Origin of the sequence: Halopseudomonas sp. (assembly GCF_047631575.1) — a bacterium.
Classification (GTDB): Bacteria; Pseudomonadota; Gammaproteobacteria; order Pseudomonadales; family Pseudomonadaceae; genus Halopseudomonas.
The window spans coordinates 817,995-832,480 of record NZ_JBLIAB010000001.1; the positions used below are offsets into that span (position 1 = coordinate 817,995).

Annotated in this window: 10 protein-coding genes; all 10 read right to left on the reverse strand. The window is 54.0% G+C overall.

The window, feature by feature from the left end:
* Window positions 1–5 precede the first annotated feature (5 nt).
* Window positions 6–1,424: an FAD-dependent oxidoreductase gene (locus ACJAXR_RS03805; RefSeq protein WP_415056894.1), complete on the reverse strand. Its 1,419-nt coding sequence runs from the start codon at window positions 1,422–1,424 to the stop codon at window positions 6–8.
* A 107-nt stretch (window positions 1,425–1,531) separates the two neighbouring features.
* The gene (gene gltB / locus ACJAXR_RS03810; RefSeq protein WP_415056895.1) at window positions 1,532–5,980 is read right to left on the reverse strand and encodes a glutamate synthase large subunit; all 4,449 of its coding nucleotides are present in this window, start codon (window positions 5,978–5,980) and stop codon (window positions 1,532–1,534) included.
* Between the two features lie 237 nt (window positions 5,981–6,217).
* On the reverse strand, window positions 6,218–7,783 hold the full coding sequence (locus ACJAXR_RS03815) for an AAA family ATPase (protein ID WP_415056896.1): 1,566 nt from the start codon (window positions 7,781–7,783) through the stop codon (window positions 6,218–6,220).
* Window positions 7,780–8,859: a 3-dehydroquinate synthase gene (gene aroB / locus ACJAXR_RS03820; protein ID WP_415056897.1), complete on the reverse strand. Its 1,080-nt coding sequence runs from the start codon at window positions 8,857–8,859 to the stop codon at window positions 7,780–7,782. The genes ACJAXR_RS03815 and aroB overlap by 4 nt, the downstream gene beginning before the upstream one ends.
* 99 nt (window positions 8,860–8,958) lie before the next feature.
* On the reverse strand, window positions 8,959–9,474 hold the full coding sequence (aroK, locus tag ACJAXR_RS03825; protein WP_415056898.1) for a shikimate kinase AroK: 516 nt from the start codon (window positions 9,472–9,474) through the stop codon (window positions 8,959–8,961).
* A 5-nt stretch (window positions 9,475–9,479) separates the two neighbouring features.
* On the reverse strand, window positions 9,480–11,570 hold the full coding sequence (gene pilQ / locus ACJAXR_RS03830) for a type IV pilus secretin PilQ (protein ID WP_415056981.1): 2,091 nt from the start codon (window positions 11,568–11,570) through the stop codon (window positions 9,480–9,482).
* Between the two features lie 56 nt (window positions 11,571–11,626).
* Window positions 11,627–12,151: a pilus assembly protein PilP gene (locus ACJAXR_RS03835; RefSeq protein ID WP_415056982.1), complete on the reverse strand. Its 525-nt coding sequence runs from the start codon at window positions 12,149–12,151 to the stop codon at window positions 11,627–11,629.
* 2 nt (window positions 12,152–12,153) lie between these two features.
* Window positions 12,154–12,777, reverse strand: coding sequence for a type 4a pilus biogenesis protein PilO (locus tag ACJAXR_RS03840; RefSeq protein ID WP_415056899.1), 624 nt, complete (start codon window positions 12,775–12,777; stop codon window positions 12,154–12,156).
* Entirely contained in the window at window positions 12,774–13,352 is a 579-nt protein-coding gene (locus ACJAXR_RS03845; RefSeq protein ID WP_415056900.1) for a PilN domain-containing protein, read from the reverse strand. Before ACJAXR_RS03845 ends, ACJAXR_RS03840 begins: the two co-directional genes overlap by 4 nt.
* On the reverse strand, window positions 13,352–14,416 hold the full coding sequence (locus ACJAXR_RS03850; RefSeq protein ID WP_415056901.1) for a pilus assembly protein PilM: 1,065 nt from the start codon (window positions 14,414–14,416) through the stop codon (window positions 13,352–13,354). Before ACJAXR_RS03850 ends, ACJAXR_RS03845 begins: the two co-directional genes overlap by 1 nt.
* Window positions 14,417–14,486 lie beyond the last annotated feature (70 nt).

Genomic DNA, 14,486 nt, shown 5'->3' on the forward strand with positions numbered 1-14,486 from the left:
ATAATTCAGAGTTCAAGATACTCAAGAATACCCTCGGCGGCCTGACGGCCTTCCCATATCGCAGTAACAACCAGGTCCGAACCACGAACCATATCGCCACCAGCGAAAATCTTTGGGTTGCTGGTCTGGAAATGATACTGAGCCTTCTCCACGGCAACAACACGTCCCTGGCTATCCGTATTCACATTCTTGCCAGCAAACCACTCGGCAGGGCTTGGACGAAAACCGAAGGCGATGATCACTGCATCAGCGTGAATAATTTCCTCGGAGCCAGGAATGGGCTCAGGGCTACGTCGACCGCGGGCATCGGGTTCGCCAAGCCGCGTCTCAACGACTTTGACGCCCTCAACATGATCTTCGCCGACGATGGCGATAGGTTGCCGATTGAACAGAAATTTTACGCCTTCGTCCTTTGCATTCTTCACTTCCTTGCGCGAACCGGGCATGTTCTCTTCATCACGACGATAGGCACAATGAACCGACTTGGCACCCTGACGGATAGAGGTACGATTACAATCCATCGCCGTATCACCACCGCCCAATACGACCACACGCTTGCCTTTGAGATTGATGAAGTCGTGTTCAGACTTCTCAAATCCCAGATTACGGTTAACGTTGGCGATCAGGAAATCCAGCGCATCGTGAACGCCGGGCAGATCTTCACCGGGAAAGCCACCTTTCATATAGGTATAGGTACCCATGCCCATGAAGACAGCATCGTACTCATCGAGCAACTGGTCGATAGTCACTTCATTGCCGATCTCGGTATTCAGACGAAACTCGATACCCATCCCCTCAAAGACCTCGCGCCGACGCGACATGACCGTCTTCTCAAGTTTGAACTCAGGAATACCGAACGTCAGTAGACCACCGATTTCCGGATTACGATCGAAAACGACAGGACTGACACCCGCACGCACCAGAACATCCGCGCAACCAAGCCCGGCAGGGCCAGCACCAATAATAGCTACGCGCTTACCGGTGGGTACCACATGGGACAAATCCGGACGCCAGCCCATCGCAAAGGCTGTGTCAGCGATATATTTCTCTACCGAACCGATAGTGACCGCACCAAAGCCATCATTCAGAGTGCAGGCACCTTCACAGAGGCGGTCCTGCGGGCAGACCCGGCCACAGACTTCCGGCAAGGTATTGGTCTGATGCGCCAGTTCAGCCGCCTCGAGTATATTGCCCTCCGATACCAGCTTGAGCCAGTTAGGGATGTAATTGTGTACTGGGCATTTCCACTCGCAGTACGGATTACCACACTCCAGGCAACGATGTGACTGATCAGCAGCCTGCTCGGGCTTGTACTGTTCAGCAATCTCGACGAACTGCGTCTTGCGTGCTCGCAATGGTCTCTTCTGCGGATCCTTGCGGCCCACATCGATAAACTGGAAGTCGTTGTTCAAACGGTCAGCCATAAATAAACCTCTTAGCTGCAGCGGCACGCCAACGGTGTACCGCTGCAAACATTCACCTTGGGGCCAAGCCCGATCAAAATGATCAAGCCTGATGCCAGACAATCACCTTATTGCGGGCTGGCTCGAGTGCTGCTCAGCAATGCACCGAGGCTCGCAGCCTTAGGCTTGACGAGCCAGAAACGACGGATGTAATTATCCAGGTTGTCGAGTACTTCGGCGCCCCAGGCGCTGTCTGTTTCTGCCACGTACTCAGTCAACACCATGGTCAAGTAGCTGCGATAGGACTCCATAGACTCGCTGGAAATCCGATGCAATTCGACCAACTCATGATTCAGTTTGTCGAAAAAGCTATTGTCCTGATCCAGTACGAAAGCAAAGCCACCGGTCATACCCGCACCAAAGTTATGGCCTGTCGTACCCAGCACACAGACCATTCCACCAGTCATGTACTCACAGCAGTGATCACCTGCACCCTCAATTACCGCGTGGCAACCTGAGTTACGCACTGCGAAGCGCTCACCCGCACTACCAGCTGCGAACAATTTGCCGCCTGTTCCGCCGTAAAGGCAGGTGTTGCCGATAATGGCGGTCTCTTCCGAGCGGAACGGACTGCCCTTGGGCGGCACTATAACCAACTTGCCACCGGTCATGCCCTTACCAACGTAATCGTTGGCATCGCCCTCGAGATACATGTGCAGACCACCAGCATTCCAGACGCCAAAGCTCTGACCAGCAGTACCCTTGAAACGATAGGTTATCGGCGCACCAACCATGCCCTGGTTTCCGTGGACGCGGGCAATCTCACCCGATACACGCGCACCAATCGAGCGGTCACAGTTCGTCAACTTCATCTCGAACTCACCGCCGGTCAACCCGTCGATACCCGCACGGGCAAACTCGACCATCTTCTCTGCTGTAAGACCTTTATCAAACGGCTCGTTGCGCGGTGACTGGCAATACTGTGGCTTGTCTGCCGGCACATCTTTGCTAAACAGCAATGGCTCAAGATTCAGGTTCTGCTGCTTGCTGGTGTTACCCGGCAAGATTTCCAGCAAATCCGTCCGTCCGATCAGGTCCTGCAAATGAGTCACGCCCAGTTTGGCCATCCACTCACGTGTTTCAGTCGCGACGTAGGTAAAGAAGTTCACCACCATTTCCACGGTACCGATGAAGTGATTGTCGCGCAGGTGTTTATTCTGCGTGGCCACACCGGTCGCACAGTTGTTCAGGTGGCAGATACGCAGGTATTTGCAGCCAAGCGCGATCATAGGTGCAGTGCCGAAGCCAAAGCTTTCAGCGCCTAAAATAGCCGCCTTGATCACATCGAGGCCGGTCTTAAGACCCCCGTCGGTTTGCACGCGGACTCTACCGCGCAAGTCATTGCCGCGGAGAGTCTGGTGCGCCTCTGACAACCCCAGCTCCCAGGGTGAACCGGCATAACGGATTGAAGTGAGCGGTGATGCACCCGTACCGCCGTCGTAGCCGGAAATGGTGATCAGGTCGGCATACGCCTTGGCAACACCAGCGGCGATCGTGCCGACGCCCGGCTCCGAGACCAACTTGACCGAGACCAGCGCCTTGGGATTGACCTGCTTGAGGTCAAAGATCAATTGCGACAGGTCTTCGATCGAATAGATATCGTGATGCGGCGGCGGTGAGATCAGCGTCACACCGGGTACCGCATAACGAAGCCGAGCAATCAGCTCATTCACCTTGCCACCGGGCAGCTGCCCGCCTTCACCTGGCTTGGCGCCCTGGGCTACTTTGATCTGCAACACATCGGCGTTAACCAGATATTCCGGCGTCACACCAAAGCGCCCGGAAGCGATCTGCTTGATCTTGGAGCTGCGGCTAGTGCCATAGCGGGCCGGGTCTTCCCCACCCTCTCCGGAATTTGAACGCGCGCCCAAGCGATTCATTGCTTCGGCAATAGCCTCGTGAGCTTCCGGCGAAAGCGCTCCAAGTGAAATACCAGCGGAGTCGAAACGCTTAAAAATGCTTTCCAGCGGCTCGACTTGGTCGAGCTCGACGGGGGTCTGGTCATCGCGTAGACGCAGAAGGTCGCGCAATGATGCGACCGGACGACTATTAACGAGTGCAGCGTACTCCAGATATTTGTCGTAGCTGTCACCCTGAACGGCGTCCTGCAGTGTACGCACCACATCCGGATTATAAGCGTGATATTCGCCACCGAAAATGAACTTCAGCAGACCGCCCTGCTGGATTGCCTTGCGGGGGTTCCAGGCTTCTTTCGCCAACAGGCTCTGCTCCATCTGCAGATCGCTGAAGCGCGCACCCTGGATGCGACTGACCACTCCGCGGAAACACACATCGACTATTTCGTCGGCCAGACCGACCGCTTCAAACAACTGTGCGCCACGATAGGACACGATGGTGGAAATGCCCATCTTCGACAGAATCTTCAGCAGGCCCTTGGAGATACCCTTGCGATAACTCTTGAATACTTCATACAGATCACCGATTACTTCGCCGGTGCGAATAAGGTCGCCCAGCACTTCGTAGGCCAGGTACGGGTATACAGCAGTGGCACCGAAGCCGATCAGCACAGCGTAGTGATGCGGATCACGGGCAGTCGCGGTCTCGACCAGGATATTACAGTCGCAGCGCAATCCCACCTCGATCAGATGGTGATGTACCGCGCCAACTGCCAGTGCAGCATGCACCGGCAACTTGCCTTCTTCGATGTAACGGTCACTGAGTACAAGAAGTGTTTTGCCCTCACGCACAGCGGCCTCGGCCTGCAAGGCAATACCCTTGATGGCTTCGGACAAGGGCATATCGGCAGCCACGTTAAGCTCAATACGCTGGACGCTGAAGCCAGGACGATCCAAATTCATCAAGGTGCGCCACTTGGCAGGCGACATCACCGGGCTGCTTAGGATCGCTCTGTTGGCATGCTCTGCAGTCTCCTCAAAAACGTTGCGCTCGGCGCCGACGCAGGTTTCCAGGGACATCACAATCGCCTCACGAAGCGGGTCGATTGCCGGGTTTGTGACTTGAGCAAACTGTTGTCTGAAGTAGTCGTAGACTGAACGAACGCGAGTTGAGAGCACCGCCATGGGTGTATCGTCACCCATCGAACCCACTGCTTCCTGACCATTTTCGGCCAATGGACGCAGCACCTGATCACGCTCTTCGAACGTGACCTGGAACATCTTCATGTGTTGCTTGAGTTGTTCCGGGTTGAGGAAATCCGCACCATGGTCGCGGTCATTCATAGTGGCCTGGATGCGCAACGCGTTTTCCTTCAGCCACTTGCGATAAGGATGGCGTGACTTCAAACGGCCTTCAACGTCAGTGGTATGCAGCACTTCACCGGTCTCAGTATCAACCGCGAGTATCTGACCCGGACCGACGCGACCCTTGCTGATAACATCTTCAGGTTGATAGTTCCATACTCCAATTTCGGAGGCCACGGTGATGTAGCCATTTTTCGTGACCACATAGCGGGCCGGGCGCAGACCATTGCGGTCAAGAAGACACACTGCGTAGCGACCTTCTGTCAGTACAATGCCGGCTGGACCATCCCAGGCTTCCATGTGCATCGAATTAAACTCATAGAACGCCTTCAAATCGGCATCCATGGTTTCAACATTCTGCCAGGCAGGTGGAACAACCATACGAATAGCTCGAAACAGATCCATGCCGCCAGCCAGCAGCAACTCGAGCATGTTGTCCATGCTCGACGAGTCCGATCCGGTGACGTTGACGATCGGCGAAATACTTTCCAGATCAGGTAGCAATTCGTTGGTGAACTTGTTCCGCCGGGCATGCGCCCAATTGCGGTTAGCCGTAATGGTATTGATTTCACCATTGTGCGCGACCAGACGGAAAGGCTGGGCCAGCGGCCATTTGGGCAACGTATTAGTGGAGAAGCGCTGGTGGAATACGCTGATCGCGGTCTCCATGCGTTGATCGCTCAGATCTGGATAGAAGCGTCCCAGATCAGCTGGCATCATCAAACCTTTGTACGAAATAACCTTGTGCGACAGGCTGCAGACATAAAAGTCAGCGTCCGCCTCCATGGCGATCTCAGCCTTGCGGCGAGCATAGAACAGCTTGATCCCGAACGCCTGTTCATCAATACCTTCGCCGGAAACGAATACCTGTTCAATGCGCGGCATGCAGCTTAGCGCGAGCGGACCCAGCACGCTGCTGTCTACCGGAACTTCCCGCCAGCCAAGAGAAAACAGGCCTTGGCTTTCCAGCGCGGCGTCGAACGCAGAGCGTGCGAGAGTAGCGGAGGCATCGCTAGCGCCCATGAAGATCATGCCCACAGCATACTGATCCGGCAATGCCGCACCCAGTGACTCTTGAGCCACCTCACGCAGGAAACGATCAGGCTTCTGAATCAGCAGACCACAGCCGTCACCGGTTTTGCCGTCTGCGTTGATACCGCCACGGTGGGTCATACACGTCAGAGCTTCAATGGCCGTCAGCAACAAGTGGTGGCTCGGCTCGCCCTGCATGTGGGCGATAAGGCCAAAACCACAGTTATCCTTGAACTGATCAGGCTGATATAAACCTGCTTTCATAGGCACACTCTCAAATGCTATTAAATTCAGACGCTTACGAGATTCAAACGAGACTGGATCTGGCTCGGCGCCGGACGAAAGGACGATAAGTGTACACAGCGGTTCTTATGCCCACAATTTTTTTTAAGCGCAGGGTGCCGCATTAACGTATCCAAATGTCGTAAATACGAAACATTTAAGCACAACGGCCACCTGTTAAATCGGGCTGGCAAAGCACGCCAACCCCGCATCATCGGCTCAGTCGAGCGATTGCTGTATGTCAGCCATTGAGCGCGGCCAGGGATTACCACGCCGCATAGGTTCCGGTAGTACCGATACGCCCTGCTGGGCCTGCTGCCGATTGGCGTAATTACCCTGAGTCACAACGAACCAGGGTTTGCCCTGATACGTGGTTTCAAACATCCCCAGATTAGCTACACCGGAATGAGCAGCAATAAACCCTTTTGCGGCTTCGCGACGCTGCGATCCGAGCACCTGCAGCACGTAATTGCCTGCTGCGCTCGCACGATACCAGTCCGCCCCATGAACACCCGAGCTCACACTAGGTTCAACTTTAGGCGTTGCGGCAATGGGCGCCTGAGCCGCCTTTTGAGCAACCAATTTAGTATCCGCCGGCTCTGCAGCAAGACGACTATCACTGTCAGTCGCCTTAGCAGGCGAAGAAACACCAGGGCTCAGCTCAGTGGCTGGCTGACTGCTCGGAAAAAGATTAACCGTTGCCGGGCGCTCTTCACTTGGGGCTGATGACGTCTTTTCGGCAACAGCCGCCTCAGGCTCAGAAACCGTTTCGCGCTCCTGTGCCAGAACAGCAGCTCCGGGCTGTGCGTTCAGTTCGGTCAGCTCTGCAAGCTGGGGATCGTCGCTGACCGTGACCGATACCACTGGGTCAGGTAACTCCAGAACAGTAGTGGTTGGCGCCTCCTGACGATCGCCCATAAACCACGCAAACCCGATACCTACCGCCACCAGAACAACAGCAAGTATTGATTTAAACGGCAAACCAACGCCTCGCGCCGATACTGGTGCATCATGCTCTTCCATGGCGTCTCGCATGGATTGCCTTGCCGCTTCGTTGACCCGACCAGGCCAGCCACCGCTGTGTCGGTGAATCCACTGAATCTGCTCTTCATCCAACAGTTCTATGCCCTGTCCAGCAGCCTCTAATCGCTGTGCAATGTAATCTCGGGTCTCATCTAACGAGTAAGCCTGTAGAGGTATCTGATGCAACCACTGAGCGCCTTCCTCCTCCGCATCAACACGATCAAGAGCCGGCTGAATGCTATCGTCGGCAAACAGAAAGATCCGTATTGGTGATTCAGCTCCGCCCACACGACTTAGATCAACCAACTCCTGCAGCGCTCCCTGCTCCAGAAGTTGAGCATCATCAACAATCAAATACAGATTGATGCCAGTGGCATGTAATTGCTCGGCCCTGAGCATCAGCGCTGCCGGATCTCTGCCACCGGCGTTTACTGCCTGGCAGAAAAAAGAGATCAACGCAGCATCGCCCGAACACTCCCGCGCAGTGGTGACTACGCATTGAGTCGTATCTTTATTACTGCTGGCCAGAAGCACCTGCCTTAGTAAGGTCTTGCCACTTCCTTCAGGGCCGGTTACCAACAACAACCGATCACCATAGCGAGCAAGGTGATGCAACTGCGCTAATACCGTCTTGCGCTGGGGCGTAAAAAATTTAAACCCAGGGGTCCTCGTCGCGAAGGGATCGTGGCTAAGCTGATAATACTCTTCGATACTTTCAGCGCCACTCAACGCATTCATGCTCGTTTCCTGTCGATCTGTCATGATTGGACTTCCGCAAGGGTTGCCTGCAAGGTTTCTGAATCAAACTCGGCTGTTACCACCGCTTCACCGATGGCTTTGAGCAATACTAGCCTCAACTGACCATCCAGCACCTTCTTGTCTACTGCCATTAACTCGATAAAGTCAGCGGGACTCATTGAGGCCGGCGAACATATCGGCAGACCTGCCGACTTGATGATGCGAATCCCTCGCTCAGCCTCCGCCTGGTCGATCCACCCAATCCGTCTAGACATATCCAGTGCCATTACCATACCTGCGCCAACAGCCTCACCGTGCAACCACTGGCCATAACCCTGGTGTGCTTCGATCGCGTGCCCAAAAGTATGTCCTAAATTAAGGGTCGCACGCACACCACCCTCGCGCTCGTCCGCCGCTACAACTTCGGCTTTAGCTGAACAGGATCGGGCAATCGCCTCGGTTACCAGGTCATGCTGCAATTCACGCAGTGCGGCCATGTTAATTTCAAGCCAGTCGAGGAACTGTGGATCGCGGATCAGACCGTATTTGATCACTTCAGCGAGCCCCGCACTAATCTCTCTGGGAGGCAAAGTGCTGAGGCTTGCCGTATCGATGATAACCGCCTGGGGCTGATGGAAAGCACCGAGCATGTTCTTTCCAGCGGGGTGGTTTATACCGGTCTTGCCGCCAACGGAGGAGTCCACCTGTGAAAGCAGTGTTGTCGGTACCTGGATAAAGTTGACACCGCGCTGATAGCAGGCCGCAGCAAATCCTGTCATATCACCAATCACACCGCCACCCAGTGCTATCAGAGTCGTTCGCCTGTCGTGCCGCTCAGCAAGTAGGGTATCGAAAATCTGCTGCAACGTTGTCCAGTTTTTATAAGACTCACCTGTAGGGAGAACAACCGTCGATAACTGATAACCCTGCAGGGTTTCTTGCAATGTTTTCAGGTACAGAGGCGCTACCGTATCGTCGGTAACAATACACACCTGCTTTCCGGCGATGAAAGGAGCAAACAAATCACGCTGCCCGATCAAGCCAACACCGATAAAAATTGGATAGCTGCGATCCCCTAACTCGACCGTCAGTTGTTGCATATTAATTTCTCCCAAAGGAATCCGGCAAGAATACAACAGACGGCACCATCGTGGGCGCCCTATGGCTGCTCTGAGAGCGTGCAAATAAAATGGGGTAGTTCAGGGGTCGGTTTCGAGCAGACGACCTAGGATGGTATTCACGACCACTTTTGGACCGCGCTGGTCAGTATCGATGGTGATGTCTGCAATCTCACGGTAGAGAGGGTCGCGTTTCGCCATCAGCTCGCGTAATACTCGCTCAGGATCAGCATTGAGTAGCAGGGGTCTCTGCCGATCTTTGGACGTTCGCTGCAGTTGCTGATCCACGCTGGTGCGCAGGTAAACAACTAACCCGCTGGCTGAGAGTGCCTGCCGGTTAGAGGCTCGCATAACCACACCTCCGCCAGTGGCTAAGACGATACCGTGCTCGTTCACTAATTCCGCGATCATTGCTTCTTCACGCTCGCGGAATCCCTCTTCTCCCTCTACATCAAAAATCCACGGAATATCAGCCCCAGTACGAGCTTCTATTTCACGATCAGAATCCTTGAAGGGGTATTTGAGTTCCTTGGCGAGCAGTCGCCCGATGGTGCTTTTGCCTGCCCCCATCGGGCCTACCAGAAAGACATTGCGCAATGCGATTACCTTGCCACGGTAATTGCGCCGTTCTTGATGATGCGCGGAGTCAGAAAAATCAACAGCTCAGATTTGCTCTCAGAAGTAACATCGCGGCGGAACATCTTACCCAATACTGGCAAGTCTCCCAGAAATGGCACTTTCATCTGACTATTTTGTGTCTCGCTGGAGAACACGCCACCAATCACGATAGTTTCACCATCACCCACCAGAATCTTGGCGTTGACTTCATTCTTGCGAATGGTCGGCACGCCATTAACTTCATTGGTGAAATCAGGCTCGTCCTTGGTCACGATAACTTCCATGATCACTTGGTTGTCCGGTGTGATCTGCGGGGTCACTTCCAAAGATAGCACTGCTTCAGCGAAGGCAGTAGTCGTTGCACCGCTGGAGCTCGCTTCCTGATAAGGGATCTCAGAACCTTTCAGAATCTTCGCCGTTTCCTTGTCGGAGGTAACTACTTTGGGCTGCGAGATCACTTCACCGTTTCCTGTACTTTCCATGGCAGAGAGCTGGAGATCAAGAATCGCATTATTAGTTATAAAGCCGATACCAATACCCGAGGTTGCTCCAACAACACCCATGTCAACAAAAGGTGCATTCACTGCGGGAGTAGGCATAGCCGCACCGCCCGCTCCGCGACCGAAGGTTTCAAAGCGGTTGCCTAGATTGACATTACCGCCCCAGCGTACCCCGAGCGCCTTATCAAAACCTACGTTCGCTTCTACGATACGCGCTTCAATCATGACCTGACGAACCGGTATGTCCAGCTGCGCAACAATACGGCGAAGCTCATCTAGCTCCTGCTGAGTTTTGAGCGCAATAATACTGTTAGTACGGTTGTCAACTGTAATTGAGCCACGCTGCTCGCCATCAGCGGCGGTAACCGATGCAAACAGGCTGGCTATTTCAGAAGCGAGTGCGTAATTAACTTGAATAAGCTCGCGACGCAAAGGAGCCAACTCGGCGATCTGCTGTTGTGATTCCAACTCCTGCCGCTCTCTGGCGGCAATCTCAGCAGCCGGGGCTACCAGTAGCACATTACCAATCTTGCGCTTGTCCAGGCCTTTGGTCTTAAGCACCAAATCGAGCGCCTGATCCCAAGGTACATTCTGCAAACGCAGCGTGATACTGCCCTGCACTGTGTCACTAGCCACCAGATTGAGATCCGTAAAGTCAGCAATTAGCTGCAGAACTGAGCGGACTTCAATATCTTGAAAGTTCAGCGACAACTTCTCACCGGTGTAAGCGAAGGCGTCGGCGTTGCGTTTTTCTGATTCGGTACGGCTAAGCGGCTTGAAACTGACTATCAGACGCTTGTCGGTCTGGTAAACCAGGTGCTCATAGAATCCAGTCGGCTCGATGTTGACGATGGCATTGCCATTGCTACTCGACGCATTCACAAAGTTAACTGGAGTGGCGAAATCAGTGACATCCAGACGAACTCTGAGTGCATCGGGCAACTGTGTGTCAGGAAAGCTCAAGCGAATCTTGCCACCTTGATCTTGGACATCTACCTGGACAGAGGGGTCGGAAAGGTCAATAACAACGTTACCTTCACCCTGATCACCACGCTGGAAATCCAGACCGAGGATCGAGGGTCCACCCATCATTGGGTTGCTGGAAACTACGGGTTCGGAAGAGGCGCGCCAGTCATCCGGGACGACAGTGGGTGCGACTGGAGCCGATGCCGATGTCGAGCCGTAGCCCGGCGCATCACCTTCACCTACTAGTACATAGAGATCATTACCGTCGGTTCGAGTGGTATATGGGACAAGGCTCGTGAGATTGATGATAAGGCGAGTACGATCGTTTGCTTCAACCACCGTGAGGCTTCTGGCGTTACCCATGCCTAGCTCGCGATTGCGTGAATCCAACTGACTCTTGACACCCGGCAGGTCAATTGCAATCCGTGCAGGTTGCTCGATGGTATAGCCCTTCGGGACCGACGTTACCGGCTCGTCAAAGCTGAGCTTGAGCTCGACCCGCTCACCGGGCAACGAAGCCACGTCGAGATTTTGGAGGTTGGCCGCGAGGGCCAATGGGCTCAGCAGCACAATAACGGCGGCGAGCGAAAACTTCTTGGCTAGAGGCATTTGATTGCGTTCCACGCTTGACTGTTTACAGTTCATGATTTCTCTCCCTGGTTGACTTATCCGCGCTCAGGCAAGCTGAGCGTTCTCGGGCGCTCCAACCAACCGCCTTCCCCGTCCGGGACGATTTCGACTACGTCGACACGGCCTTCTTCGATCGCAATTATGCGGCCGTGGTTGCGACCCAGATAGTCACCCATCTGCACCCTGTGCACGCTGCCAGCACCGCGAACAAGCGCTTGAATGCCGCCACCGTCGCTCAGGGTTCCAACCATCTCAAATCCCTCGATATTGAATCCTTCAAGGAACTGTTTAACTCTGTCTTCATCTGGCTTGATATCCTGCGAACCCCGCTGACGCTGTGTCACATCGATGCGAATGGGTGGCTGGAAAGGACTGCGAAGCGACGCAGCACTGTAAGTGAATGCCTCATAAACCTTGAAGCGAGGCAGCGGCTCAATATTCCCCGCCGGCTTGGCGCGGGTCTCGGCCATGAATGCTTGCAGATCGGCGTAACCGCTATCGCCGCAACCGCTCAGTAGCAACGCTGGAAGAAGGGCCAGGGCCCATACACGCTTGTGCATGATCATTGCTGGCCTCCTGTGTCGTTATAACGATAAGTCCGAGCGAGAATGCTCATCTTCAATAGATCTGGATTGCCCTCGGCCACCGGCGCTATAGTAAAATCGTGGAGCGTAACAATACGCGGCAAGCTGGCGATGCTGCTGACGAAGGTGCCCAGATCATGATAGTTACCCTGCACCACAATGCTGATCGGCAGTTCAATATAGAATTGCTTAGCCGTTTCCGGCTGCAATGTAATTGACTCGAACTCCAGACCACTATTAAGGCCCATCTGCGTTATGTCTTCCAACAGACCAGGAACTTCAGTATCGCTGGGCAACTGCTTGAGCAGTGTGCCAAAACGCTCTTCGATTTCTACCAGCTGATCTTTGTAAGCTTCAAGATTCGCCGCGCGGAAGGATTTCGCTACGAAATCTTCTCTCAAGGTAACTTCCTGCACCTCACTGCGCTCAAGAACCACTTGCAGATCCTTGAGGTGAAAGTGATAGCCTGCAAACATCAGAGCAATAAGCAGTAACAGGCCTACTATGAACTTGAGAGCGCCAGGCCAGGCGCCAACGTTGTTGAAGTCGATGTTATTGACATCAATTTTCTTGAAACTTTCTACGGATGTGGACAGGCTCATGGCTGCTGTTCTCCCTCAGCGGTAACGGCGCCAGGCTCGGTCTGCTTGACCGACAGCTCAAAGACGTTAGCTTGGTCCAGGCCACCAGCCGTGACTGCTCGCACTGCGGTCAGATTTGGCGATGTCAGCCAATCGGACGCATCCATTTGCCGCATCAGATTCGAGACTCTGCTGTTTGACTCAGCACTACCTTTAACGCTGATAGTAGGACCTTTCATGTCCAGGGAACCAAAATACACACCGTCTGGCAGAGAGCGCGCCAGCTCGTCGAAAACCCGAACGATAATCGGACGATTACCTTGCAGGTCCTGAATGATTTTCATGCGATCGAGCAACTGCGTGCGTCGTGCTTGTAGTTGTTCGATCTCTTTTATACGCGCTTCCAGGAGGGTGATTTCCTTTTGCAAAAACTCATTTCGATCGTTCTGGTGATCAATCTTGCCATTCAGGAAACGATCGCCAAGAAAAACAAGGCCACCGGCAAATAGAACGACTAACACCAGTACGGTCAAAAATTCTTTCTTGCGCTCTTCCCTGAGCTGCTCGCGCCAGGGTAATAGGTTAATGCGAGCCATTAGTCGAAACTCCTCATTGCCAGACCGCAGGCAATCATCAGCGCCGGAGCGTCATTGCTGAGCGCGACGGCGTCGACTTTGTTTGACAAGGTCATATTTGCAAAAGGGTTGGCCACCAGCGTCGTGGTGCCGATTTTTTGCTGAATCAGCTGATCAAGCCCAGGAATCGAAGCCGTACCACCAGCTAGCAGGATGTAATCGACATCGTTGTACTGACCACCGGCAAAGAAGAACTGTAATGAGCGCGAGACCTGCTGTACTACCGCATCCTTGAACGGACTCAGCACCTCGCCTTCGTAGTCATCCGGCAACCCGCCCTGCTTCTTCGCCAGGCCAGCCTCGTCCTGGGAAAGTCCGTAACGCCGCTGAATTTCGTCGGTCAACTGCTTACCGCCGAACAGCTGCTCTCGCGTATAGATGATCCTACCTTTGCTGAGCACACTCAGGGTCATCATGGTGGCGCCAATATCGATCACCGCGACCGTGACGTCATTTCGATCGCCTTCTAACTGACCAATTACCAGCTCACAGGCTCTCTCCATCGCGTAGGCCTCAACTTCGACCACACGTGCATTGAGCCCGGCCAACACCAGCGCCGCCTCACGAATATCGACGTTCTCTCGACGGCAAGCCGCCAAAAGGACCTCGACTCGCTCAGCGTTACGCGGCGATACGCCCTGAACCTCGAAATCGATTGCGACTTCGTCAAGGGGGTAAGGTATGTACTGATCAGCTTCGAGCTTGATCTGCTCTTCCATCTCGTCAGGATCAAGCCCCGCATCCATCTCGATGGTCTTGGTGATCACTGCGGAGCCGGCGACCGCAACAGCGGCCTGCTTCAGCGAGCTACGAGATCGGGCCAGGACTTTCTCCAAGGCCTGACCGACACCTTCAAGCTCGACGATATTTTTCTCGACGACCGCACTGGGTGGGAGGGGTTCAACCGCATAGGCTTCTACCTTATAGCGGTTTCCTGAACGACTGAGTTCGAGAAGCTTCACCGTAGTGGAGCTAATGTCGATGCCCAGAAGCGTGTTTGCTTTTTTCTTTATGAGCCCTAGCACAGCCAATTTCCTATCAGCATCCGACACTTACGGACGGTTTATGTTTTCATACATTAAATAACAGTCGTAG